General features: G+C 48.6%; 23 protein-coding genes and 1 tRNA gene. 4 read left to right on the top strand and 20 right to left on the bottom strand.

Features of this window, described 5'->3' with window-relative positions:
• Positions 1–74: 74 nt before the first annotated feature.
• From BLW49_RS26750 to BLW49_RS26715, 8 genes are all read right to left on the bottom strand, one after another.
• Positions 75–1,208, bottom strand: coding sequence for an N-acetylglucosamine-6-phosphate deacetylase (locus BLW49_RS26750; RefSeq protein ID WP_090727918.1), 1,134 nt, complete (start codon positions 1,206–1,208; stop codon positions 75–77).
• A gap of 95 nt (positions 1,209–1,303) precedes the next feature.
• On the bottom strand, positions 1,304–2,083 hold the full coding sequence (locus BLW49_RS26745) for a glucosamine-6-phosphate deaminase (protein ID WP_090727941.1): 780 nt from the start codon (positions 2,081–2,083) through the stop codon (positions 1,304–1,306).
• 82 nt (positions 2,084–2,165) lie between these two features.
• Positions 2,166–3,194, bottom strand: a complete 1,029-nt coding sequence (locus tag BLW49_RS26740) for a Gfo/Idh/MocA family protein (RefSeq protein WP_076315567.1) — start codon at positions 3,192–3,194, stop codon at positions 2,166–2,168.
• Between the two features lie 6 nt (positions 3,195–3,200).
• Positions 3,201–4,277 (bottom strand): Gfo/Idh/MocA family protein, encoded by a 1,077-nt coding sequence (locus BLW49_RS26735; RefSeq protein ID WP_256209947.1) that lies wholly within the window; start codon positions 4,275–4,277, stop codon positions 3,201–3,203.
• Positions 4,278–4,534: 257 nt separating this feature from the next.
• Positions 4,535–5,536 (bottom strand): sugar phosphate isomerase/epimerase family protein, encoded by a 1,002-nt coding sequence (locus tag BLW49_RS26730; protein WP_256209946.1) that lies wholly within the window; start codon positions 5,534–5,536, stop codon positions 4,535–4,537.
• Positions 5,537–5,576: 40 nt separating this feature from the next.
• Entirely contained in the window at positions 5,577–6,407 is an 831-nt protein-coding gene (locus BLW49_RS26725) for a carbohydrate ABC transporter permease (protein WP_090727915.1), read from the bottom strand.
• A 95-nt stretch (positions 6,408–6,502) separates the two neighbouring features.
• Positions 6,503–7,465 (bottom strand): carbohydrate ABC transporter permease, encoded by a 963-nt coding sequence (locus BLW49_RS26720; protein WP_090727914.1) that lies wholly within the window; start codon positions 7,463–7,465, stop codon positions 6,503–6,505.
• Positions 7,466–7,488: 23 nt separating this feature from the next.
• Positions 7,489–8,862, bottom strand: coding sequence for an ABC transporter substrate-binding protein (locus BLW49_RS26715; RefSeq protein ID WP_256209944.1), 1,374 nt, complete (start codon positions 8,860–8,862; stop codon positions 7,489–7,491).
• 128 nt (positions 8,863–8,990) lie between these two features.
• On the opposite strand from BLW49_RS26715, the gene BLW49_RS26710 reads away from it, so the two are divergent.
• Together BLW49_RS26710 and BLW49_RS26705 are read left to right on the top strand one after the other, a co-directional pair.
• Positions 8,991–10,820 carry a cache domain-containing sensor histidine kinase gene (locus tag BLW49_RS26710; protein ID WP_090727912.1) on the top strand — a complete coding sequence of 610 codons (1,830 nt, stop codon included), beginning with the start codon at positions 8,991–8,993 and terminating at the stop codon, positions 10,818–10,820.
• Positions 10,821–10,840: 20 nt separating this feature from the next.
• On the top strand, positions 10,841–11,893 hold the full coding sequence (locus tag BLW49_RS26705; RefSeq protein ID WP_090727911.1) for a response regulator transcription factor: 1,053 nt from the start codon (positions 10,841–10,843) through the stop codon (positions 11,891–11,893).
• Between the two features lie 103 nt (positions 11,894–11,996).
• On the opposite strand, the gene rnr is transcribed toward BLW49_RS26705, so the two are convergent.
• The 9 genes from rnr to BLW49_RS26660 all read right to left on the bottom strand — a co-directional run bounded on the left by rnr (position 11,997) and on the right by BLW49_RS26660 (position 22,753).
• Positions 11,997–14,615 carry a ribonuclease R gene (gene rnr / locus BLW49_RS26700; RefSeq protein WP_090727909.1) on the bottom strand — a complete coding sequence of 873 codons (2,619 nt, stop codon included), beginning with the start codon at positions 14,613–14,615 and terminating at the stop codon, positions 11,997–11,999.
• A gap of 229 nt (positions 14,616–14,844) precedes the next feature.
• On the bottom strand, positions 14,845–15,075 hold the full coding sequence (gene secG / locus BLW49_RS26695; RefSeq protein WP_047913906.1) for a preprotein translocase subunit SecG: 231 nt from the start codon (positions 15,073–15,075) through the stop codon (positions 14,845–14,847).
• A gap of 95 nt (positions 15,076–15,170) precedes the next feature.
• On the bottom strand, positions 15,171–15,350 hold the full coding sequence (locus BLW49_RS26690) for a YjfB family protein (protein ID WP_047913905.1): 180 nt from the start codon (positions 15,348–15,350) through the stop codon (positions 15,171–15,173).
• Between the two features lie 130 nt (positions 15,351–15,480).
• Positions 15,481–16,767 (bottom strand): phosphopyruvate hydratase, encoded by a 1,287-nt coding sequence (gene eno / locus BLW49_RS26685; protein WP_076315558.1) that lies wholly within the window; start codon positions 16,765–16,767, stop codon positions 15,481–15,483.
• 104 nt (positions 16,768–16,871) lie between these two features.
• Positions 16,872–18,416 carry a 2,3-bisphosphoglycerate-independent phosphoglycerate mutase gene (gpmI, locus tag BLW49_RS26680; protein WP_090727908.1) on the bottom strand — a complete coding sequence of 515 codons (1,545 nt, stop codon included), beginning with the start codon at positions 18,414–18,416 and terminating at the stop codon, positions 16,872–16,874.
• A gap of 1 nt (position 18,417) precedes the next feature.
• Complete coding sequence (gene tpiA, locus BLW49_RS26675; RefSeq protein ID WP_076315556.1) at positions 18,418–19,173, bottom strand: triose-phosphate isomerase; 756 nt, start codon at positions 19,171–19,173, stop codon at positions 18,418–18,420.
• Positions 19,174–19,201: 28 nt separating this feature from the next.
• Positions 19,202–20,383: a phosphoglycerate kinase gene (gene pgk / locus BLW49_RS26670; RefSeq protein ID WP_076315555.1), complete on the bottom strand. Its 1,182-nt coding sequence runs from the start codon at positions 20,381–20,383 to the stop codon at positions 19,202–19,204.
• A 251-nt stretch (positions 20,384–20,634) separates the two neighbouring features.
• A complete protein-coding gene (gene gap / locus BLW49_RS26665) occupies positions 20,635–21,639 on the bottom strand; it encodes a type I glyceraldehyde-3-phosphate dehydrogenase (protein WP_047913901.1) in 1,005 nt (334 codons plus the stop codon).
• Between the two features lie 91 nt (positions 21,640–21,730).
• A complete protein-coding gene (locus tag BLW49_RS26660) occupies positions 21,731–22,753 on the bottom strand; it encodes a sugar-binding transcriptional regulator (protein ID WP_047913959.1) in 1,023 nt (340 codons plus the stop codon).
• A gap of 332 nt (positions 22,754–23,085) precedes the next feature.
• Between BLW49_RS26660 and BLW49_RS26655 the strand changes: the two genes are divergently transcribed.
• Positions 23,086–23,160, top strand: a tRNA-Arg gene (locus tag BLW49_RS26655).
• 204 nt (positions 23,161–23,364) lie between these two features.
• Positions 23,365–23,964 (top strand): ATP-dependent Clp endopeptidase proteolytic subunit ClpP, encoded by a 600-nt coding sequence (gene clpP, locus BLW49_RS26650; protein WP_090727906.1) that lies wholly within the window; start codon positions 23,365–23,367, stop codon positions 23,962–23,964.
• 78 nt (positions 23,965–24,042) lie between these two features.
• Here the strand turns inward: clpP and BLW49_RS26645 are convergent, their stop codons facing one another.
• The 3 genes from BLW49_RS26645 to whiA all read right to left on the bottom strand — a co-directional run bounded on the left by BLW49_RS26645 (position 24,043) and on the right by whiA (position 26,336).
• Positions 24,043–24,798, bottom strand: coding sequence for an SIMPL domain-containing protein (locus BLW49_RS26645; RefSeq protein WP_076315553.1), 756 nt, complete (start codon positions 24,796–24,798; stop codon positions 24,043–24,045).
• 205 nt (positions 24,799–25,003) lie between these two features.
• Positions 25,004–25,273, bottom strand: coding sequence for an HPr family phosphocarrier protein (locus BLW49_RS26640; protein ID WP_047913898.1), 270 nt, complete (start codon positions 25,271–25,273; stop codon positions 25,004–25,006).
• Positions 25,274–25,379: 106 nt separating this feature from the next.
• A complete protein-coding gene (gene whiA / locus BLW49_RS26635) occupies positions 25,380–26,336 on the bottom strand; it encodes a DNA-binding protein WhiA (RefSeq protein WP_076315552.1) in 957 nt (318 codons plus the stop codon).
• Positions 26,337–26,341: the final 5 nt, after the last annotated feature.

Raw genomic sequence — 26,341 nt, 5'->3', positions numbered from 1 at the left:
ACTGCGGGAAATAACAATCATTTCCGGACTTCATTGTATCAAATTCTATGATGAGAAATCAAGGTAACAAACCCCTATATGCGTTGTACCCCTCTGCCAGCGGTTTGAAGCACTTGCACTTCCCCATCTCGCATTGTAAAAAGAACACTTGGCTCAAGCTCAGGCTGAAATTCACTATACTTATTTATCAGTCCCCAAGGATGAATAGATCCCATATTCCATGCGTCCTCCAATGAGCACAACCCCTCGCGAACCAATCGGCTGATTCCTTGAATCAGCATTTGAGCCGATCCGGCAAGCAGCTCCGGCTGAGCGGTCAAATGAAGCTTTCCTAATTCCGTCAGTGTTACTCTTCCACCAATATGCGTCTTATAATCCCCTGCCGGTAAACCCGCCAAATGGGCCGCATCGCTGACAAGTATGGCCTTTTCCTTTTTTACGCGCATAATGACCTTCTGGACCGCATCCGGCAAATGAAATCCATCCGCAATAAAGCAGGTGTATAGCTCATCAGCGGCTAGCTGCTCCCATATGTAGTTGGGATGTCTTGGAAGTATCAGATGTGCGCCATTGCCAAGATGAGTAGACATGAATGCCCCGGCTCTTACGGCCTCAACAATCTGCTCACTGCTCGCCGCTGTATGCCCTACGGATACAATGATTCCTTCCTGCACACACTGTTCTATAAACAGCTGGCTCCCAGCCCACTCGGGTGACATCGTCACAATCCGGATCATCCCTGTGGCAGCACTCTGCAGGCGCTGAAACAGATCTATATCCGGTGCAATCACAAATTCCGCTGGGTGTGCTCCCCTGGGGCCGTCCTCCCGTGAGATAAAAGGACCTTCCAAATGCACCCCCGCTATGCTCCTCCTTGTGATCTCATTTACTGAACAGGCTGCCGCAATTATTCGCAAAGACTGACTCATTGCTTCTTCACGGTTTGTAATTACAGTCGGGCAGTATTTCACGACACCAACGGCTTGTAACAGTCTAGTTACTTGGTGAACCTGCTCCACCGTAAGATCTGGGCTATTAAAATCAATACCCATGTATCCATTAACCTGCAAATCAACTAGACCTGGCGCAAAATAGACCTTTTCATTGTTCATACCTGCTAGAGCAGCCAAGCTATCATCTGTCATCTCCACCCTGATTGGATCCCCTGTGGCATAATGCACAGCTTCCCTATATCGTACGTTAATCATCTGAACAGGCCCCCTTCTCATAGAAAAAGCGTCTTAACGACGCTCGATAGCAAGTAATAACATGCTTAAATACACAATGGTTCTAACCTTGTTGTCTATCCCTCTCCTTCACCCCAAGCTGCCAAATCTACATACAAAGTACACCTCGGGTGGGTTCTTAAAATGCTGGCCGGACAAGCTTCGCTAATCTTACCGTTCACCGTGTTATATACCGCCTGCTTCTTTGTCGGTCCTGGCACCATACAGAACAGCTCTGTTCCGGACATGAGTGCGGGCACCGTCAATGTAAGCGCATGGGTGGGTACTTCGTCGAAGCTCGGAAAGCAGCCATCATTCACCTGCTGCTGCCTGCACGCCTCATCCAGCTCCACCGGCTTCACCCAAGCCTGATCTGCAAAATCAGCCACCGGAGGATCGTTGAAGGCAATATGACCGTTCTCACCAATCCCCATAAATACAAAGTCAATCGGTCTCTCCCTCAAGAGCTCCTCATACCTGCGGCACTCCACTGCCGGTTCTGCCTTCCCATTTAGTGGGTGCCATGCGTTTAGCCCCGGTTCTGCCGCCTGTATGACCCGCTCCTCTACAAATCTGGCAAAGCTTTGTTCTGCCGTCCGGGACAACCCGATATACTCATCCATATGAAAAGCCTCCACCCTGCCCCACTCCACATCGGCTGCTTCCATAAGCGCTTGCAAAAATTCATTTTGCGATGGAGCTGCAGCAAAAATAACTCTCACCCGCTCCTGTGTGCGTAGCCGCTGCTGTAAAGAACGAACGGCCTCTGCGGCAGCCGCCTTCCCCATCTCTTCGCGTGTTGCATATACGCTGACCTTCAGCTGATCTGCCTGTGTTTGAAATACTGGTGTAATCATGAGCTCACTCACCCTCTCACCCGCCTTTCTTCCTAACAGCCTATTTCGGATTCCATCTCAATTTTGCATTCCTGCTGCTCCCCTACACCATTGAAAAATGCTCTTTGAGCTTAATCTCCTGCTTCAGACGTGAGGATGCATACGTCCCCAAAATGATCTCCAGCGAATGCCTTCCCTCTGTCCCCGGTACCACCGGTGCACGTCCTTCACGCACTGCATAAGCCAAATCGCGAAGCTGCTCCCGATGCCCGTCTGGAATGACGGCAAAAGGGGCAAACTCCGGCAGTGTAACCTCTGCTCCATCCAGTTCAAGCATCACGATATCATCCTCTTCAATGATCAGTGTGCCCGTTTCTCCATATAGCTCTAAACGCTGACCCTTCCCTTTATAAGCGGTTGTCGTAATCTCCAGTACACCCATCGCACCATTTTCATATTGGAGCAGTGAGGTTACCGTGTCCTCCACCTCAATATCTCGCAGTACATTTCGGGCTCTTCCCTCAAGCGAAGCAACTGGGCCTGCCAGCCACTGGAGCATATCCACGGTATGTATGCCCTGATTCATCATGGCTCCGCCTCCGTCCATCGCCCATGTTCCACGCCATCCCGCACTGTCATAATAAGCCTGACTCCGATAGATCTTCACGTAGGCGGAACAAAGACTCAGCTTGCCAAGCGCGCCAGAGGCAATAAGCTGTTTCGCGTACTGTGCTTGCGGTGACATGCGGCGGGGAAATACGGTAGCAAGCAGAACTTCCTCCTGTTCACAGGCTTCAATCATGCGCTCTACGCCTTCCATCTGGATCGCCATCGGCTTCTCGACAAGGATGTGTTTGCCCGCTCTTGCCGCTCGAATGACCTGCTCCTCGTGCAGTCCGCTGGGTGTGCAGATGGATACCACTTCGATGTCGGGCCTTGCTAATAACTCATCCAGATTCGAGTATGCTGCTGCGCCATATTGTGCAGCGAATCGAGCGGCTTGATCCGGGTTCACATCACATACGGCCACAAGCTCTGCCTCCGGTAGTTTTGCGATCTCACTGGCATGAACCTCCGCAATAATTCCGCAGCCCACAATCCCATATCTCACAGGTATTATTCCTGCTGACATAACCGCTCACCCTTTCCTTATATGTTCCTTTTTAGAGTAAACAAGGACCCGCTCTGCCTGCTCATCTGCCATTAATGTGGCTCTTGTAGCTGCCAAGAGATCCTCATGCGTAAATTCATGCGGCTTCCCCTCAATCCGGTTTATAAAATCCTCCACGATACGAACAGGAGGCATACGCAGCGGCACTTGCTGCAAGGGCTCCTCATGGGTCATCATGAGCAGCAGCTCCTCTTCACCATCCAGCTTCGCTGCCGGATCACCTGCGAGCCTAATTTCGGCGCTCCCCAAGGTGCCCGTCACGAAGATGCGTCCATCTCCCCAAGTCCAGCATTTTTCCGGGGCATGCCAATCCGCATACAGCTGAGCGCTGACTCCGCCATCCAGTACGATTTGAACAGCGGCCGTATCATAAAAATCTGGATACTGTGGCAGGATTCTTTTTCCCATTGCTGCCTGGATGCTGTGAATCTCTTGACCGGTCAGCCAGCGCAGCAGATCAAAGTCATGCACCAGCAAGTCAACAATAATGCCTCCTGACTCCTGCTTGTTGAAGTGCCAGGAAGGACGGGTCTCCGGCCGCAGCCGATGCGGCTTCCGCATGGTGATACTCATGATCTCTCCCAGCTCACCATTCAGCACCATTTCGCGCAGCGTATATAATGAAGGGCGATAACGCTCTGTTAACAGCATTCCTAGCTGAATATTTCCTCTACTAATTAGCTCCTCAAGCTCGTTATACCCCTTCCAGTGAACAACCGCTGGCTTATCCAGCATCAGATGCTTGCCGTATTTCTCACATTGGAGTGCGATCTCCAATTTGAGGTTATTCACGGCAGAGCTCCCTATGATTTGAACCTGCTCTTGCTCAAGCAGCTCCTTACTGCTGTCTACAAGCTGCAGCTGATACTTGGCCGCCAGCTGAGTGGCCAGTGCCAGATCACCTGGTTCAAATATACCCGCACACGCATAACCCAGCTCCAGCATCTCCTCGATAAAAATCGAGATATGCGGATGCTGACAGCCGATCACCGCAAACTTCTCTGCCTTTCCTGATCCAGGCAAGCCTCTTACAGATGACATCATACCTCTCCTTTCCGCTAAGAGATCTTTACAAAATGTCATGCTCCAATACGCGTAACTCTACTGAATGCTCCCCGTCCTCGCCCTCTACCCTCAGTTGCACTTGCCTTCACCAATATAAACTGCAGCTTCACTTTAGCTCTTTTAACTTCCCTATGCTGCTGCTACTGCTGAATCCCTCATCTCACCTGTGCTACTTCCCAAGTGACTCCTGAATCTAGCGGCTTTAGTAATTTCTCCTCAATATTCGCACTTCTTCTTCAGCCCTGATTCTGTGCCTTCGCTTGTGCCATCAATCTTTGAATCTCCTTCAGATCATAAGCGAGGCGCTCCACCGCAGGATAAGGCGCTGCACATTCCAGCGTAATCCACCCGCTATATCCGCTCTGATGCAGAGCCCCCAGCAGCGGAGCGTGATCTACCTCGCCTTCTCCCAGCCGGCACTGCATGAATGCCTCATTCCCATGGCGAGTCAGATTGACAAACGTCCCTTCCTCACCCGCAGCCGCCATTCTCCGCTCATCCTTTACATGGACATGGCAGAGAGAAGCACCGAGCTGCTGAACCGATTCAGCCCCATAATCAACATCGGAGATGTACATATTGCCTGCATCATGGATGAATCCCAGCCTGTCATCCCCTGTTAATCCCTGCAGCTTCATGGCGCTAACGGCGTCCTCTATCAGCGTTTGGTTATGAATTTCAATGAGGATTTGAACCCCAGATTCCGCCGCCTCTTCTACGCAGGCTCGCAAATACCGGGCTGCCTGCTCATAATGATGCTCCTCTGCCTTAAATGCATTGGGGGCACCCGGAAACACACGAACATAAGGGACACCCATTACACTTGCGATCTGAATAAGCTGCCGAACATCTTCTAAAGCAGACTTACACTCCTCCTCCGTCAAGTTAGAGAAGTATCCGACATATCCTGCTAAGGCTGGAATGGCAAGTCCCAGCTCCTCTGCCCGCTCTCTCACTTTCCTGACTTCCTGAAGCGGCATATCCAGCGGAAGATGAGGTGATCTGCAGGCAATCTCAATACCATCAAAACCAAGTTCAGCCGTAATTCTCATTGCTTCCGGAAGGCTGTACTCGATCAGGGTCCCACTGAAAGCCGCGACGGGAAATAAACGGTCGTGAGACACAATGCCATCCTCCTGCGTGTCAGTACGCAGCTGCGTGTGAGCACGCGGTGGTGGACTATGATGAGATGATTTTGTCTTGTCCTGACCGTCTCGGCTAATCTCGTTATGATCCAACCTTTCTCTTCCTCCTTACGGGGCAACATTCAATCCCGCATTATTTAATGCCTGAAGCCGTATGGTTCTGCACGAAGTACTTCTCCGCAAACAGGAATACGAGCAGAATCGGCAGCAAACTCATCAGCGCCGCAGCGACCATCAGCTGCTCATTGCCGACCCATTGCCCTTTGAGACCCAAGATGCCGATTGGCAGGGTAAACTTCTCGCTGGAGCTCAAATAAATGGACGGTGCCAGGATCTCATTCCATTTGGTCATGAATGTAAAAATGGAGAGTGTCGCGAGCGACGGCAGACTCAGCGGCATATAAATGCGCCAGTAGATCCTCAGCGGGTTGGCTCCTTCCATCTTGGCCGACTCCTCATACTCTCCCGGTATGCTGAGGAAAGCCTGCCGCATCAGAAAGATGCCGAACGGCTGGGCAAGCCATTCAATTACCCACAGCGGTGTAAGTGTATCCAGCATGTTCATCGAGTTGAAGATGATAAAATGTGGAATGATGATAACTACTGGAGGGATCATCATCGTGCCGAGTACAAACATGAACAGAACGTTTTTAAAGGGGAAACGGAGCCTGGCAAAGGCATACCCCACCAGTGAGCAGGACAGTAAGGTTCCGACCACAGACAGAATGGCAACAATGAAGCTGTTCATCGTCTGTGTGCCAAAATCGCCCAGCTTCAGTACCTCCGCATAGTTGGACCACTGAAAGTCTTTTGGGAACCAGGTCGGCGGTACGGCGGTGTATTCTGCATATGTTTTTAATGAGTTCAGAATCGCCTTAACAAAAGGCACCAGCATAATGAGCGAGCTGATCATGATTGCGATATAAGCGATGATTTTACCTGATTTCTTACGAGAGGATTTCATGGATTGACCTCCTTCCTATAGGAAGACGCTTCTTCTCAGTTAAATAAGACCTTATTAGCTGCTAATCTGATTAGATCAGGAGCTTGAATGAGCACCTAGTTGTAATGCACCCAGCGGTTCTGCAGCTTCATCTGCACGAGCGTCAGGCTGAATAAGATAATGAACAGCACCCAGGCGATCGCCGAGGCATAGCCCATATGCAGGAATGAGAAGCCTTCACGGTATAGGTAGAGCATTAGCACAAGACTGGAATCACGCGGGCCTCCTGCTGCTGCAATGTCCCCGCCGCCTGTCATGACATAGATCTGCTCAAACGCCTGAAACGTGGAGATTGTACTGAGTATAATGACTAGAAACGTCGTCGGCGAGATCAGCGGCACGGTGATGCTCCTGAACTTGCGAAGCACACCTGCACCATCCATCTCAGCAGCCTCGTACAGCTCATTCGGGACATTTTGCAGACCTGCCAGGAACAGCACCATAATGTACCCTATACCTTTCCAAACGGCAATAATGACGAGCAGCGGAATAACCCAGTTTTCACTGTTCAGCCATTGCTGCGGCTCAAATCCCCACTTCACCAGCAGGGAGTTGGCAAATCCGAACCGAGGATTAAAAATCGCATCCGCAACATACAGGATGACCGTCCACGAGGAGATAACCGGGATAAAATGTGCCATTCGGAACCATTTGAGTCCTTTTAGCTTCTGATTCAGCATCACAGCCAGAACCAGGGCGAGAATCGTCTGCAGCGGCACAAATAAAATGGCAAAATAGATCGTATTCCACAGCGACTTCCAGAACAGCGGCTCGTTAAACAGCTTGTTATAGTTCTCTGTCCCAATCCACTGCGGCGGCGTCAGCATGTCATAATCGGAAAAGCTGAAATACAGGGAGACAAGTAGCGGGCCGGCGACGAACACGACGAAATGAATAAGATACGGGGACACCATCAGGAGTCCCCATCTTCCTTCCGATCGCAAGTAGCGGCTGCGGCCCGCGGACTTTAGCTTATGCCCTCTCTTGGGCACGGCTCTCGTCGATTTGCTCAGTGTCATCCGCGGCAGCTCCTTTGGCTTCGTTATTTCTCATAAAATGCATCCAGCACATCCTGAATTTCTCCATTAGCCTTCGTCAGTGACTCATCCACCGTAGCATCACCAAGGAAAGCACGCTCTGCATTCTCATTGAATTTGGATACCCACTCTTCCCATACCGCATTGGTATCCAGTGTCCCTGCAAATTCAAAGCTGTCGAGGAACGCCTGACGATTCTCAGGCTTCTCCCCAGCGGTTAAGAACACGTCGGAGTTAGCTACTGACTTCTTGACCGGAACGGCCTCCCCAAGCGCTGCCCATTCCTTCTGCACCTCATCCTCCGTAGCCCAGAACTTCATCCATTCCCATGCTGCAGCAGCCTTAGCCTCATCGGCTTTCGCACTGATGACCCATGAGTTCGCGATAACCGGAGCAAAGCGTTTGCCGTCCGGACCTGTCGGCAGCACGGTGACATCATAATTCAGTCCCGCTTCATTAGCTGCCTGAACACGGGCATAAATGCCGATTCGCATCGCGGCTGACCCGCTCGGGAACACAGCCATCGCACTTTGGAAGCTCTTCAGATCCACGGGATCGGTGAAGATGCCTTTTTGCATACCATCGACGATCCAGTTCATCGCCTCTTTGTTGCCATCGGAGTCTACAATTGACTGTGTGCCGGTCTCGTCGAGAATGCCGCCGCCGTACGATTTAAGTACCGTGAACCAGCCCTCGGTTATGCTGAAAAATGTAAGTCCGAACTGACTAACGGTATTCGCATCGAACCCTTCCTCTGCAGCAGCCTTTCCGCTTCCATCTACCGTCAGCTGAGTCGCAGCTGTCTTCAGATCTTCCCAGCTCCACTCCTCTGTCGGATATTCGACTCCGGCTTTATCAAACAGATCCTTGTTATAATACAGGACCCCGATTTGAATGCCTTGCGGAATGCCCCAGTATCGTCCATCTGCATCCTTGTTGAACTCCAGTCCGTAATAGTCATCCTTGTTCAGATCACGGTCAATCCACTCGGTTACGTCCTTCAGCGTGCCTCTCTCGGCATACTTCATGACGAGCGCTCCGTCCGACAGCCAGACATCCGGTGCTTTGCCTGCGGCAATCTGTGTGTCGAGCTTCTGATAGAACTGTCCATACGGCGCACTCTGCGTATCTACTTTAATATTCGGAAACTTGGCAGTGAACTTCTCGATCAGTTCCTTCATCTTGGCGTCGCTCTTGCCATCAGAGTAATATCCCAGCGTGATGGCTACCTCTTCCTGAACCGTTTCCCCATTGGTCTCTGGATCTGTGCCGGCTCCTTCACTGCCTCCATTCGTGCCTCCTCCACTGCAAGCTGCCGCGAATACAGAGAACACAAGCAGCATACATACGAGTACGGACACCTTCTTACGCTTGACCATTTAACCGCCCCCCGCTATAGTAATTCCATCCACATCTTATATTGTAAATATTGTAAGTGAGGGAGGAATGGTTAATCCTACTCTAGTTGTCTTTTCCTGCACTCACCTGATTCACATCGCAAAGAGAGGTGGTTCATATCTTATCCAGCCTGTCTATTAATAAGAGACTGATTGCAATCAGCCTGATCTTTGTCTGTCTGCCTGTAATCATCCTCGGCTCCTATTGGTACAATGCATCAACCCGCACCATTGAAGAGTCTGCCATCGCATCCAACGAACGAATCGTGACTCAAACCAGCGAATATCTGAATCTATATATATCTAATCTGGAAACTTCAACCTACCCCTTTCTATCGAATCCGCATATCCAAACCCTAATCAATCGTTCCAGCATGACCCCTTATGAGTACTTGAAGCTATCTGATGCCATCGAAAAAGGACTGTTCGCCCAAATGCTATATGGACGTGATGATCTGGTCGGGCTCTCCGTTCTTGCCAAGAACGGCATGCAGGTCAGTGATTACAGCCGCTCAGAAGAAATGCTCGATATGCGGAGCATCAGGCAGCGTAATCGGCTGCTGTTAGCGGACATGGATCAGATGGATGATTTTCATATGACGGGGATCCGCTATATTGGTTCAGAGCCCGTGCTGACATTAATCCGAAAAATACCGAGCAGTAAAAGCTACCTCTATGAGGGACTGCTCGTGGTTGATCTGAATCTCGATCAGATTGCCGGTATTTGCAGCAACGTCTCCAGAGAGGACCTTCACCTGTGGATTGCCGATACGCAGAATAACCGCATCCTGTACCATCCGGACAAGGAACGGATTAACGATCTCTTACCGGCATCCCTTGCGGAGAAATTCTCAGCAGAGCCTGCCGGCCTAATACATGAATACGAAGGCAACAGCGAAAATATTTTATTATATGAGGAGGCCACTCTCTCCAAATGGGCGGTGGCACTGGAACAGCCTAAGAATGCTATCGTGTTTGAGCTCCTTAATCTAAGATCAACTACCGTATATTTGTTTGTCGTTATTATGCTGGTGACACTTCTCGTTATGGGCGGATTCTCCTTACAGATCAGCCGCGCCTTATCACTGCTCCAGCATTTCATGAAACGCATACAATCCGGTGATTTTTCTACCCCTATCACCCGTATGACTGGACGCAAGGATGAGATCGGCGGGCTGTTCCGCAGCTATTCCCATATGGTGGGGGAGCTCAAACGACTCGTGAGCGAGGTTCAATCCGCCAAGCTCAAAGAGCGTGAGCTGAGTCTGAAGCAGAAGGAATCGGCGCTTCACGCGATGCAATCCCAGATTAATCCTCATTTTCTGTACAATACACTTGAAGTCATTAATGCCCATGCCATCCTCGACAACCAAATGGTGATCAGCCGAATGACAACCTCCCTCGCCGATCTGTTCCGCTATAACCTGAAGAATGCTCATCAGATCGTTACACTTCGGGAGGAGATCGGGCACTTAAGGGCGTATTTGGATATCCAAAAGGCGAGGTATCGAAAATTAACGGTCGATATCTGCATTGAAGAGTCAGTAATGGATCAAATTCCGCTGGTTCGGCTGACACTGCAGCCGCTCGTTGAGAATGCATTTATTCATGGCTATCAGCACCACCGTCTGCCGCCTTCCTATATCGGTCTGACCGGAACAGTGGATACGGACGGGAATTATATACTGCGAATTACGGATCATGGTAAAGGAATGGAAGAGAATCGAATGGAAATGCTGAATCAGTACTTCCTTAATGGTGAGGAATCCAGGGTGGAATGGGAACCACTGCAATCCAGCGGAATCGGGCTCACCAGTGTTCATGAGCGGCTTAGGCTGTCCTTTGAATGTGATTACGGGTTAACCATTCATTCCTCCGGTCCTGCCGGTACCGTCATTGAGATTAAACTGCCACTCCATCTACAGACGGCCCGTCCATAACAAATAAGGAGGGATCTTGAATGTATAAAGTCATTATTGCGGATGATGAGTACATGATTCATGCCAGTCTTGCGAAGCAGGTGGAGTCCTCTGGACTCCCGTATCAAGTTGTTGGTGAGGCTGAGGATGGACAGGAAGCACTCCTGCTGTTATCCGAGCAGCCTGATCTGATTGTAACAGACATCTGCATGCCAGCGATGGATGGACTCACGTTCATCGAGCAGGCCAGAGCAGCGAACCCTCATGTGGTGTTCCTCATTATTTCCGGCTACAGTGATTTCGAGTATGCCCGGACTGCACTGCAGCTCGGTGTGGAAGATTACCTGGTGAAGCCGGTAAGCCCTGACAAATTCAAAGCAGCACTTGAATCGATCCTTCACAAAATCGAGTCCCGCAAACAGCAGCTCCTACACCAGAAGCAATGGGTTGTTCATCAGCTGGAGCTGCTGAAGAAGCTTGAGAACAGCATATGGAAACTGGATGAGACAGCCGCTCATCAAGCAGCTGTCCACCTTCTGGATCAAGGACTGCTGCAGGATGCACCTGCTGTACCTCCGAACATGATCATCGATCAGATCAAATCAGACCTGAACGATATGCTTAAGACACGGGGAATTGATGTAACTTATCTTCTTTCAAACAAAGGCGGAGCGATTCAGTCAGATTCTGCCGAACCCGAAGCCGCCTTTCTCCAATACGTCACACTCCTCTTAGACCTGATTAAGCAGGATCGCAATTTCGGCTCACGTAACCAGATTCTAAAAGCAATTGCTCATACACGGAAGCACCTTCATGCAAGTGACCTCTCCGTACAGCAGGCTGCAGATATAGCGGGGATGTCTGTGACCTATTTCAGCAGGCTGTTTAAGGAGGAAACGGGGTTGAGCTATGTACAATATCTCATCAAGCTCCGAATGGAGGAAGCTAGAATACTGCTTGAACAGCAAGCCTGCAGCGCATCCGAAGCGTGCGAACGAACGGGGTATACGGATTATCCCCACTTCAGCAAGACGTTCAAACGGCATTATGGTATTGCCCCCGCCGATTATATGAAGCATCACCGCAGTTTATAACCGCAAGGGGAAGGCTCTAGCATAATCCCTGCCTGCAGGAACCTATAAAAAAAGGCCAACCAGATATCTCTGGTTGACCTAATCATACGGCTTATCGGATGCCCTATTTCTTTTTCTTACGGACAAATGCTGCCATGCCGTTTCCGCCGCTTTTCCCTTTAGGCTTACGCTTGCGCTTGCCGGAGCCTTCTCCACCATTAGCCGGATTGCCGCTTGGCGCCTGTGCAGCTTGTTCACCAATGAACACGCCGCTCTTCGACGTTTTTTTCTTGCGGCCTTTACCCTGGCCTGAATGTCCACCACGTCCGCCTTCTCCGAAGCCGGTAGAGGATCCGCCTGGTGAGCTGTAGCCGCCTTTACCGGAGCCAAAGCCAAAGCTCTGTCCTCCGCGCGATTCCGTACCGGAAGCTCCCTGCTGTCCGCCTCTGCCGCCATTTTTGCCGCGGTTTCCACCGCCGCTCTTACCGCCGCGGCTGTCTCGTCCGCCTTGATGACCGCCCCGGCTGTCTCTGCCTCCGCGGCCCTCACGGCCTTCACGACGGGAGCCTCCGCCAAATCCCGAACCTGGACCGCGTTCCTGCCGAGGCTTCATATCTACCATTTCAAAATCAATGGTGTACTCATCCATATTGACCCGTGCTACACGGATCTTCACTTCATCCCCGATACGGAATATCTTCGAGGTCCGCTCGCCGATCAGAATCATGTGCTGATCATCAAAATGATAATAGTCATCGGTCAGCATGCTGAGTCGAATAAGGCCTTCTACCGTATTCTCAAGCTCAATGAACATGCCGAAGCTGGTCACACTGCTGATCATGCCGTCAAACTCTTCTCCGACTTTATCCAGCATGTACTGTGCTTTCTTCATCTTCTCGGTGTCACGTTCGGCCTCAACGGCTACACGTTCCCGCTCTGAGGACTGCTGAGCAATGTCAGGCATGCGGCTCGCCAGGTACTCCTGTCGGTTCTCTGGAAGCGCGCCGCCATTCTCGAACACTTCTCGCATGACACGGTGAATTACAAGATCCGGATAACGACGGATCGGTGACGTAAAGTGGCTGTAGAATTCCGCAGCCAGACCAAAGTGTCCGGACATTTCCGAATCGTATTTCGCCTGCTTCATGGAACGAAGCATCATCGTGCTGATAACCGTCTGTTCCTTCGTACCTTGAATATCTTCAAGCAAAGACTGAAGCGCTCTTGGATGAATGGAGTTGCCACGACCCTTAACGTGGAATCCAAAGTTCGCAGCGAAGCCCAGGAAGTTCTGAAGCTTCTCTTGATCCGGGTCCTCATGGACACGGTAGATGAACGGCACCTTCAGCCAGTGGAAATGCTCTGCTACAGTTTCGTTAGCCGCCAGCATGAATTCCTCAATGATCTGCTCGGCCACCGTACGCTCTCTCTTGACGATATCAACCGGCTTGCCTTCCTCATCCACGAGAATCTTGCTTTCTTCAAAATCAAAGTCTACCGCGCCCCGGCGCATACGCATGTCACGCAGCTTCATCGCGATTTCCTTCATCAGCTTGAAGTCGTCGACCAGCTCGCTGTACCGCTCGATCAGCTCAGGATCTTCTTCCTCCAAGATTTTGTACACATTCTTATAGGTCATACGTTCTTTGGTTTTGATCACACTGGTGAAGACCTCATGGTTTACGACCTTCATCTGCTCATTGAATTCCATCACACAGGACATGGTGAGCCGATCCACTTGGGGATTCAAGCTGCATATTCCATTGGATAAACGGTGCGGCAGCATCGGAATAACCCGGTCCACCAAGTACACGCTGCAGCCCCGGTTATACGCTTCCTGATCCAGCTTGGAATTCTCGCGTACGTAGTAGCCGACATCCGCAATATGAACACCCAGACGATAATGACCGTTTGGCAGGCGCTCTACGTTGACCGCATCATCCAAGTCCTTCGCATCTTCTCCGTCAATGGTCACAATATTCAGTCCACGCAAATCTCTGCGGCCCTGCTTAATAATCTCATCTTCCGTAATGGAGTCTGGGGCCTGTTCTGCCTCTTCTAAGACTTCGTCCGGGAATGCCTCAGGCAGCTGGTGCTTGCGAATGACGGACAAAATATCGATGCCCGGGTCATCTTTATGACCTAGAATTTCGATGATTTCTCCTTCTGCAGCAGCACGTCCCTCTGGATAGCTTACAATATTGACGACGACCTTCTGGCCATCTACCGCATTATTAAAGCCCGTCCTCGGGATAAAAATATCACGATTGATACGTTTGTCATCTGGAATAACAAACCCATATACCTCCTGGCTCTGAAACACACCCACGACTTGTACTACAGCGCGCTTGACGATACGAACGACTTCACCTTCAAGCCGTCCGCCTTCAGGTCCCTTGGAGGTTACACGAACAAGCACGGTATCTCCATTCATCGCACTCTTCAGGTCATTTGCATGAATATAGACATCCGGGTGCTCACGATCCTCGGGTATGAGAAAAGCAAAGCCCTTCGCGTGAGCCTGCAATCTTCCCTTCACCATCTGCATGCGTCCTGGCACACCGTAACGGTTCGTACGGGTCAAGACAATTCTTCCCTCGTCCTCCAGCTGATTCAGCAGCTTCAAGAACGCTTTGAACTCAGCCGCATCTTCGATGCCGAAGTGCTGCTCCAGTTCTTGATACGTCATCGGTTTATAGGCCGTCTCCAGCATAAAATCAAGTAATTGTTGTTCAGTTATCATTTAGTTCACCTCTAGGAAACATAAGAGTAGGCCTTTATGTACTTTGTCAGTCTTGATATCATTAGTAAAATCTTACCCTAGTATACACGAATTTAATCCAAGTATGGATTTCTCATATACTCAAATGTGCACTTTGGTCGAGAAAGCTCTTAGATCAGGCGAATAGCCCTAATTACAAAAAACCTTCGTTCCTCTGAGGAACGAAGGCTCTAAACGTCCAAGTGTTGAATTATTCAAATACAGCTACGAGAATCGCAAGGATCATAAACCCTGCTGCGAGACCAACTGTAACCCGTTGCAATACAAGTTCCAATCCGCGTGCTTTGGTTTTGCCAAATAGATGTTCCGCACCGCCGGAGATGGCACCGGAAAGACCCGCACTTTTACCTTGTTGAAGAAGAACGACGACGATTACACCGATGGCGAAAATAACGAGAAGCAATTTCAAAACGATATCCATAACTTCCACCTCCTATACGAAATGTGCGTAACTCCACGCAGTAAACAATATTTTTATTGTACCATACGCTCTGCACATATACAATCCGAAAGTCCTTAAGCTTTCAGATCAATCGAATGACCTGAGGTCGGATGCGGCGCACTCTGAGAGAGCATCTGCGCCATCTGATTGCCCATCACTTCCGCTTGACTCTTCGCCATATTCAGCACCTGAATGGATGCTGCCTGCTTCACGGCTGTCATAGACATAACTGTAGACATTGCTGCGATATCCATTACGCACCTCCTTTCTCTCCTCTATATCGGCAGAACGAACATTAATCTGCAATCGTGCAGCATACACTGGGGTGTAAGCAAAAAAGAGCCGCCCCGATGGGCGACTCTCTGTAATAAGCTGAAAAGCTTATTATTTTTTCAGGTTGTAGAAAGAGCTCAGGCCGTTGTATTGAGCGAGTTCACCCAATTGATCTTCGATGCGAAGAAGTTGGTTGTATTTCGCGATACGGTCTGTACGGGAAGGTGCACCCGTTTTGATTTGGCCTGCGTTTGTTGCAACCGCGATGTCAGCAATTGTGCTGTCTTCGGATTCACCGGAACGGTGGGAGATAACTGCTGTGTAACCAGCGCGTTTCGCCATTTCGATTGCATCAAATGTTTCAGTCAGTGTACCAATTTGGTTAACTTTGATAAGGATCGAGTTACCGATCTTCTCGTCGATACCTTTGGACAGACGCTCTGTGTTTGTAACGAACAAGTCGTCACCAACGAGTTGGATTTTGTCTCCCAGTTTCTCAGTAAGGAGCTTCCAACCTTCCCAGTCGTCCTCGGAGCAGCCATCTTCAATGGTAACGATTGGGTATTTATCAACCCAAGAAGCAAGAAGGTCTACGAACTCAGCAGAAGTAAAGGATTTGCCTTCACCCGCGAGTGTGTACTTACCATCTTTGTAGAACTCAGTGGAAGCAACGTCCATACCAAGAAGAACGTCTTCACCTGGTTTGTAGCCTGCTTTTTCAATAGCTTCCATGATCGCGCCAAGAGCGTCTTCGTTGGAAGTGAAGTTAGGAGCGAAACCACCCTCGTCACCTACAGCTGTGTTCAGTCCTTTTGCTTTCAGAACGGATTTGAGGCTGTGGAAGATTTCAGCACCTGTACGAAGAGCTTCCTTGAAGGAAGGAGCGCCTACAGGCAGGATCATGAACTCTTGTACGTCCACGTTGTTGTCCGCATGCTCACCGCCGTTAACGATGTTCATCATTGGAACTGGAAGCTGTTTCGCGTTGAATCCGCCAAGGTATACATACAGTGGAAGATCAAGAGCGTCTGCAGCTGCGCGAGCGACTGCCATGGATACAGCAAGGATTGCGTTCGCACCGAATTTACCTTTGTTTGGCGTACCATCCAAAGAGATCATCAGTTTGTCGATACCCAATTGATCAAGAGCGTCCATACCGATAATTTCTGGAGCGATTTTTTCGTTTACGTTCTTAACTGCGTTCAGAACACCTTTGCCAAGGTAACGGTCTTTGTCGCCATCACGAAGCTCAACCGCTTCGTGTGCACCGGTGGAAGCACCGGATGGAACGATTGCGCGTCCGATTGCACCGGACTCTGTATATACTTCAACTTCTACTGTAGGATTACCGCGGGAGTCAAGGACTTCGCGTGCGTATACGTCAGAAATAATTGTCATGAGTAATTACTCTCCTTTTTTCTTCGATTCATTTTTGCTATATAGCATCTTCTATCATTAAACCCTATACGCGCATAGGATTGCAAATCGGTTCGTTTAACAGCTTACTTGCGTCCTGAAATAATAGAATGTCCGGTCATTTCCGCAGGCTGCGGAAGTTCCATCAAATCAAGGATCGTTGGAGCGATATCTGCCAGAATTCCGCCATCACGGAGCTCTACGTTCTCAGATGTCACGATGAATGGAACCGGATTGGTTGTATGTGCTGTGAACGGTCTGCCGTTCTCATCAAATACCATATCCGCATTACCATGGTCCGCTGTAATCAGTGCGACGCCGCCTTTTGCAAGAACAGCCTCTACCACACGGCCCATGCACTCATCGGTTGCTTCTACTGCTTTGATCGTTGGCTCCAGCATACCGGAGTGACCCACCATGTCCGGATTTGCAAAGTTCAGAATGATCGCGTCATGTTTGTCTGCCTCGATCTCCTTCACACAAGCATCCGCTACTTCATAAGCGCTCATCTCAGGCTTCAGGTCATAAGTTGCCACCTTCGGCGAATTGATAAGAATGCGAGTCTCGCCAGGAAGCTCAACATCGCGGCCGCCGCTGAAGAAGAAAGTAACATGCGGGTACTTCTCTGTTTCCGCAATACGAAGTTGTTTCTTGTTGTTCTGAACAAGCACTTCACCAAGCGTATTATCCAGGTTCTTCGGAGAGTATGCTACATATCCTTCAACGGTTTCGCTAAAGAGTGTAAGACATACAAAGTGAAGTCCTTCAGGGAATTTGTCTCCACGATCGAAACCACGGAAATCCTGGTTGGTAAACACTTGAGACAGCTGAATTGCACGGTCAGGACGGAAGTTCAGGAATATGACAGAATCGCCGCTTTCCACGAGTCCCACAGGTTGTCCATCTTCCTTCACGATGACCGTTGGTTCAACGAACTCGTCGAATACGGATTTCTCGTAGGATTCCTTGACAGCCACCATCGGATCCGTATATACCGGTCCGTCTCCATACACGATCGCACGATAGGACTTCTCTACACGTTCCCAGCGTTTGTCGCGGTCCATCGCATAATAACGTCCTTGAACGGTTGCGATTTTACCAATGCCCACTTCCGCAATTTTTGCATTCAATTGCTCCAGGAACTTGATACCGCTGTCCGGGGATACGTCGCGTCCATCGAGGAATGCATGGATGTAAACATCGTGCATATCTTCTTTTTTGGCAAGATCCAGCATAGCGAACAGGTGATTAATATGGCTATGAACGCCGCCGTCGGACAATAGTCCGTACAGGTGAAGCTTTTTACCCGTTGTCTTCGCAGCACGAACTGCGCCTACGAGTGTTTCGTTATCGAAGAACTCGCCTTCACGGATGGACTTGGAGATCCGAGTAAGGTCCTGATATACGATACGACCTGCACCGATATTGAGGTGACCTACTTCCGAGTTCCCCATTTGCCCTTCCGGCAGTCCAACCGCTTCACCGCAAGCAGTAAGGGTTGTATTCGGATATTTTGCCATGTAACGATCATAATTCGGCTTCTTCGCTTGAGCTACTGCGTTACCCACTTCTGTGTTGCGCAGTCCGAAGCCGTCCATAATAATCAGAGCTACAGGTTTTGGTGCCGTCATCTTACTTCGCCCCCTGAACGAGCGCGATGTAGGATTCAGGCTCCAGGCTTGCTCCGCCTACCAATGCACCGTCAATATCGCTTTGTCCAAGATATTCAGCTACATTCGCTGGTTTCACGCTTCCGCCGTATTGAATAACAACGGCATTCGCTACATCTTCGTTGTACAGACCTTTGATGATGCTGCGGATGTAAGCAATCACTTCGTTTGCATCTTGTGCAGTCGAAGATTTGCCTGTTCCGATCGCCCAGATTGGCTCGTAAGCTACAATCACTTGAGCTGCTTGGTCAGCAGCAAGTCCTGCAAAAGCCGCTTCTGTTTGCACTTTGCAAACGTCCTTCGTTTGATCTGCTTCACGCTCTTCCAATTTCTCGCCTACACATACGATCGGTGTAAGACCATGACGGAATGCAGCGTGAACTTTCTTGTTCACGGTCTCGTCTGTTTCGTTGAAGTACTGACGACGCTCGGAATGTCCGATTACCACGTAATCCACACCCAGATCCTTCAGCATCGAACCGCTGATTTCTCCTGTGAATGCGCCGTTGTCTTCAAAATGAAGGTTTTGAGCACCAATCTTGATGTTCGTGCCTTTAACCGCTTCTACCAAAGCCGGCAGGTTCGTAAAAGGAGCACAAATTACGCTCTCCACGCCTTCTGCTTCGACTTTGCCTTTTACCGCTTCGATAAACGAAGTGGCTTCCGGTACGGTTTTGAACATTTTCCAGTTACCTGCGATGACTTTTGTTCTGCTCACCGTTTATCGCCTCCTCAAATCTAATCCATTATTTATCGTTCAATGCCACAACACCTGGGAGTGCTTTACCTTCCATGAACTCCAGGGAAGCACCACCACCTGTAGAGATGTGGTCCATTTTATCCGCAAGATTGAATTTCTCTGCTGCTGCTGCAGAATCGCCGCCGCCGATTACAGTGTAACCTTCCGTTGCTGCACAAGCTTCTGCAACTTCACGAGTACCGTGAGAGAATGGCTCAATCTCAAATACGCCCATTGGTCCGTTCCAGACTACCAGCTTAGAGTTCTTGATCACTTCAGCATATTTCGCACGTGTCTTCGGTCCGATGTCAATGCCTTCCCAGTCTGCAGGGATTTCATCGATGTTGACGATCTTCGTTTCTGCATCTGCGCTGAATTCTTTCGTAATTACGATATCTTCAGGCAGAAGGAAGTTTTTGCCCAGCTTTTTCGCTTTGTCGATGAAGCTAAGAGCAACGTCCATTTTGGATTCATCCAGAAGGGAAAGTCCAATTTCATGACCTTGAGCTTTGAAGAATGTGTAAGTGAGACCTCCGCCGATCAATACGTTGTCTGCAAGGTTCAACAGGTTGTCGATCACATCAATTTTGTCTTTTACTTTAGATCCGCCGATAATGGCTGTGAAAGGACGCTCTGGGTTGGACAATGCTTTGCCAAGTACAGACAATTCTTTCTCCATCAGTAGGCCAGATACAGCTGGAAGATGATGTGCGATACCTTCTGTGGAAGCATGAGCACGGTGTGCTGCGCCAAATGCATCATTCACGAAAAGGTCAGCCAGTTCCGCAAATTGTTTTGCGAGTTCTGGATCGTTCTTCTCTTCTCCAGGATAGAAACGGACGTTTTCAAGCACAAGCACGTCGCCGTTGTTCAATTTCTCGATTTCTGCTTTTACTGCTTCACCGACAGCTTCATCCGCTTTTGCAACCGGTTTGCCAAGCAGCTCGGACAGACGGTTTGCAGCAGGTGTCAGACGAAGAGAATCAACGAATTCACCTTTTGGACGACCCATATGGCTCGCAAGAATGACTTTTGCACCGTTCTCAATCAAATATTTGATCGTTGGCAGTGTTTCACGAATACGAGTATCATCCGTAATCTTTCCATCTTCGAGCGGTACATTAAAATCGACGCGAACAAAAACGCGTTTTCCTGTTACTTCTACATCACGTACACTTTTCTTGTTCATCTCCACGTTCCTCCTAAGCGCTATCTACCAAAGCCAATCACCGGCATCTTATGTGCAGTTACCGTCCGGCCTTAAGGTGGACAGCCCATTTTTATTAAACAGCAGCATGATATAAGTAATAATCTCTATATAATGTAATCTTCTATATCCGGTATCCCCGGTTCTCTGGCATTAAAGATAAAATCATGGTGAAGAGGAGACCAAAAGCCTTGTTCTCCTCTTCACCTTATTTTAAATTCCGATCGTTGGTCTTACAGACCTTTGCTTGCAATGTAAGCAGCGAGGTCTACGACACGGTTGGAGTAACCCCACTCGTTGTCGTACCAAGAAACCACTTTAACCATGTTGTCGCCTACTACCATTGTGGAGAGAGCGTCAATTGTGGAAGAAGCTGGGTCGCTGTTGTAGTCGCTGGATACAAGCGGCTCGTCGGAGTAGTTAAGGATGCCTTTCAGCGGTCCGTTAGCTGCTTCTTTAAGCGCTGCGTTTACTTCGTCTACAGTTACGTTTTTGCCAAGCTCTACAACCAGGTCAGTTACGGATACGTTCTTAGTAGGAACGCGCATTGCCATACCGTTCAGTTTACCTTTCAGTTGCGGCAACACAAGGCTAACAGCTTTAGCTGCACCTGTTGTAGAAGGAATGATGTTCTCAGCTGCTGCACGAGCACGACGAAGGTCTTTGTGCGGCAGGTCAAGTACTTGCTGGTCGTTAGTGTAAGAGTGAACAGTTGTCATCATACCTTTAACGATACCGAAGGACTCGTCAAGAACTTTAGCAAATGGTGCCAAGCAGTTTGTCGTACAAGAAGCGTTAGAAATTACTGTATGGTTAGCTGGGTCGTATTTCTCTTCGTTTACGCCCATAACGATTGTAATATCTTCGTTAGTAGCTGGAGCAGAGATGATAACTTTTTTAGCTCCGCCTTTAAGGTGAGCTTCTGCTTTTTCTTTCGCTGTGAAGATACCAGTGGACTCAACAACGATTTCAACACCGTTAGCTGCCCAAGGCAGGTTCTCAGGGTTGCGCTCAGCAAATACTTTAACTTCTTTGCCGTTAACGATCAGCGCGCCTTCTTTAGCTTCTACAGTTGCATTCAGACGACCATGAGTTGTGTCGTATTTGAGCAAGTGAGCCAAAGTGCTTACGTCTGTCAAATCATTGATTGCTACGATTTCTACATCGCTGTTGTTCAGCGCTGCGCGGAATACGTTACGTCCAATACGTCCAAAACCGTTAATACCTACTTTTACCATGAGTAAGTTCCTCCCAAGTTTTGCTTTTATTTTATATATTCAAGACAAGCCTGTTAGGGCCCGTCAAGACAACGAATCAGTGAATCAAATTCTATAAATCTTTAACAATTTCAGCTGCCGCCGCTTCATCAATGACAAGAATATCTTCCTGCCCGAAGCGCAGCACTGCCTGTATCGAAGCTGCCTTACTCTTACCGCCTGCAATGGCGATAACAAGCTCAGTGTGTCTAATGTCCTCCAAACGCATACCTAGTGTCAGCATCGTATGGACGACCTCTCCTTCATTATTGAAATAATAGCCGAAGGATTCTGCCACCGCACCTTCATCACGAATTTCAGTAACCGTCTGAGGCGCCAGCTTGCGCCGTTTGGCCATTTCCATCGCACCGCCTATTCCATGAATCACGATGCGTGCCTTACGGATCATATCCAGAATTTCCTGTATGTTGGAGTCTTGTATAAGTGAATCATAGGCATGATTGCTTAGTAGATCAGGTACGTGCAGCAGCCGATATTGCGCTCCTAGCTTCTTGGCCATCATGGAAGCAATCGTATTTGCCTGAAGCTCCAGACTTTCTCCAAGTCCGCCACGTGCAGGCACAAACCATACATCTCTCTTAGAAGATGACGGGGTCAGATGCTCTGCTATCGCTGCTGTCGTGGAACCGCCCGTTACAGCTACAACGTCTTCATCGTTCATGACGCTGAGAAGCGCCTTGGCACCGGCACGTCCAAGCTCACGCTTGGCATACTCCGAGTTCTCCGAATCGCCTGGAACGACAATGACCTTACGAAGTCCATAAGTTCTTCTAATCTGCTCTTCCATCTCCGATAGTCCAAACAGTTCCTTGGCTACCGGTTCAAGCATTTCAAGCAGCTCTTCTCCAGCCTGGCTGATTCTCATTCCCACCGTCTCGATCTCGATGAGTCCTTGCGACTTCAGCAGATCCGTCTCTGCTCTAAGTACACGCTCTGTCATATCCATAGCGTTCGCAAGAGTTCTCCTTCCAATCACTTCCGAAATCATGATCTGGCGTAGAATGGTATACCTCTTCTTCATTACGTCCATGAGATCAGGTAGAAGCTGCTTCTGCACTTCTAATATCGTTCGCATGCTATCCACTTCCGCAAGCTCCTTCATTCCGGTCTCTGAGGTGGACTAAAAATGTCCCGGGTTAACTTTTTAAGTCCCACGTATATTTTAACTAAATCTGACGTGTGATGCAAGGGGTCCAAAAGTATATTTTACAAAGCCTTTTCCCTTTATTCGCTTGTGTAAAATATCACAATTCAAAAGCCATACATTCATTCTCTCAGCCTTCATTTATTCCCTTCATCCATAGGTTGTACATATATGGCTCACATCAAACTCGATCAAGAGACTCTCTTGCAAATTTTTTTACATTCGGATATAATCAATATTGCTGTCACGGACAGTTACAATATGCGCCCGTGGTCCAACGGATATGACGTAGGCCTCCGGAGCCTGAGATCGAGGTTCGATTCCTCGCGGGCGCGCCATTATTATTAATGGTTCCATATACAATTAACCGATGAAACCGAGCAGGTTTCTTTTTTTATCAAAATAGTTTGACTTTCTTTGACTTTTTGTTTGAAATTGTTTATGATGTGGTTAATACGGAAACAGTGAGTATATGTAGATGTAGTTCCTGTTCTCGTGTCTCGTGAACTTAAACTCTAAATTTTTTTGAGGAGGTTTTTCGCATGAGTTATATTCCTATGGTCGTAGAACAAAGCAATCGCGGTGAACGCGCTTATGACATTTATTCCAGACTGCTGAAAGATCGCATTATTTTCCTTGGCAGTGATGTCAACGATGTCGTCGCTAATTCCATCATTGCTCAAATGCTGTTCCTAGCTGCGGAAGATCCAGAGAAAGACATTCATTTATACATTAACAGCCCAGGCGGTTCCATCACTGCGGGTATGGCGATATATGATACGATGCAATTTATTAAGCCCGATGTCTCCACAATCTGTATGGGTATGGCTGCTTCAATGGGTGCCTTCCTGCTTAACGCAGGTGCGAAGGGCAAGCGCTTTGCTCTCCCTAACAGTGAAGTCATGATCCATCAGCCGCTTGGTGGAGCACAAGGTCAAGCCTCTGATATAGAAATTCGCGCACGCCGTATTCTCAAAATGCGTGATAAGCTGAACCACATTCTGGCTGAACGTACAGGACAGCCGCTGGAGCGCATTGAGCGTGACACAGACCGCGATAACTTCATGTCCGCTGAAGAAGCGAAGGCATACGGTTTGGTTGACCAAGTTCTGGAGTCTTCCACAGCTGCTCAAGGCCTGTAAAACACAACAAAAATCCTCGATCCTGAACTTCAGGACCGAGGATTTTTTATTTTTCTAGATCCCATGGAGTAAAAAATCTCACTTCAGCTCATATCGAACCGTCAGCTGTGTAGACAGCTTGATCTCTCCGCTCTCAATTGCTGTATTGGCGCTGTCTTGACTCGAAGCAGCAGACTGCAGTTCCATGGATTCCTTGTAATAAGCTACCGGTTCATCAATACTTCCCTGGCTGACACTAAGAACGATACCCAGCTGACGCTGTGCGGCATTTGCGATCGCTCCCGCTTTAAGCTTCGCATTCGCCATCGCCTTGTCTATCACTTGTGTTTCAAACGCTTCTGTATCTTCGATGGAGAACACAACATTATCGATCTGGTTAGCCCCTGCATTGGTCGCAGCATCCAGCAGCTCACCGACTTTCTCTAGGTTACGATAAGACACTTTAAGTGTGTGATAAGCGGTGTAGCCTTTAATTTTCTGTCCGTCTTTCTCGCTGTAAGTATAATTGGGCTGTACGTAGAATTGATTCGTCTGAATATCCTTGCTGTCCACTTTCCAGGTATTCTTCAAGAGTGTAGTGATCTTTTGAATTTTGGCTGCATTCGCTTTTTGTGCCGCAGCGGCAGTATCCGCTTCCGATGATGCACCAATAGACAGATAAGCGATATCCGGTTTAACCGCGATTTCACCTTTTCCTGTAACCGATACGAAGTTCTGTGTTGCTGCTGCCTCCTGTGCCAGCGCTGTTCCGCCTGCAGACCAGCTCCATCCTCCAACCAGTAGTGCGCCAGCAAGGGCTGCGGCAGCAAAAGGTTTCATCCATTTCTTGTTCATCACTTCATCTAACCTCCTTGAATTTGCAATCTATACCATTGGACGCAGCATTCTTGAAAAAGGTTTCAATATCTACAAGCATGTCCAAAAAAACGAAAAAGCCCCGATTTCTCGCAGGTGTCATTAAGATCAAATCCAGCTTAATGACACCTGCAATTTCTCGAGGCTCTCTCTGTATTTAGGCGTTACAAAAAAGATGGTGGAATTATTGGTTCTCCAGTTCTTCTTTGCTTACGAGACTTACTAAAGCGTTTACAGCCTGTTCTGAATCCGCACCTTCTGCACTAATGACGACTTCAGTTCCTGTGCTGATTGCAAGGCTCATAATTCCCATGATACTCTTTGCATTTACTTTTTTATCATCTTTTTCCACAAAAATCTCAGACGAATACTTATTCGCTTCTTGTACGAATAGTGCGGCTGGTCTGGCATGAAGACCCGTCTTCAAACGGACTACTACCGGGTGCTTTGTCATGGAAACTTACCCCCTCTTCAAAATCTATACAACAATCAATACTTCATAATTATAAACATTATACCATTATAGCATGAATGAAACTAGAAAAAAAAAGAGTTATTGTCTACAAGTTTGAGTTCGTAAATAAACCCTTCTCTGTTCTAATTTTTTCAGCCATTTCATCAATTTTGCGCAGACGATGATTCACACCCGATTTGCTTACTGTCCCTTTTAGTAATTCCCCAACTTCCTTCAAATTAATATCGGGATGGGCAAGTCTTACTTCAGCGACTTCACGAAGCTTATCAGGCAGGGTATCCAGTCCCACTTCCTTATCCAGGAATTTGATGTTCTCAATCTGGCGGACAGCTGCACCAATCGTCTTATTCAAATTGGCCGTCTCACAGTTCACGATCCGGTTCACCGAATTTCGCATGTCCCGCATAATTCGAACGTCCTCAAATTTGAACAATGCCTGATGTGCACCGATAATGCTCAGCATTTCAATGATTTTCTCGCCTTCTTTGATGTAAAAAATAAAGCCCTTTTTTCTTTCGATACAGCGTGCATTCAGATTAAACTCATTTGCAAGATCAACTAAGGCCTGGCAATGCTCTTCATACATGGATGCAATCTCAAGATGATAGGAAGATCCTTCTGGATTGTTCACCGATCCACCAGCCATGAACGCCCCCCGCAGGTAAGCCCGCTTACAGCAATTTTTGCGGATAACCGCTTTTTCTATACCTGGTGTGAACAGAAATCCTTCCGAAACGATATGAAGCTCCTTCAAAATTTCCTGAACTCTTGCCGGAATTCGGACGATATATACATTATTCTTTTTGAGCCGCATTTTCTTACGAACTAACAACTCGGTGTGCACTTGAAAGTGTTTTTTGAGCAAAGAATAAATTCGCCTTGCTATCGCGGCATTCTCCGTAGAAACATCCAAAATAACCTTTTTGTTCGAGAGCTGAACCGCTCCAAGCATACGGATGAGTGCTGACAGCTCCGCTTTTTCACAGCAAGGCTCGCTTTCGATCATGGTTAGTTCTTTTTTGGTCTGTGCCGCAAACGACAAGGGTC

This window comes from Paenibacillus sp. PDC88 (assembly GCF_900106725.1).
Lineage (GTDB): Bacteria > Bacillota > Bacilli > Paenibacillales > Paenibacillaceae > Paenibacillus > Paenibacillus shunpengii.
Note: the sequence above shows the minus strand (reverse complement) of the source record. Positions and strands in the feature narration are given on the sequence as shown.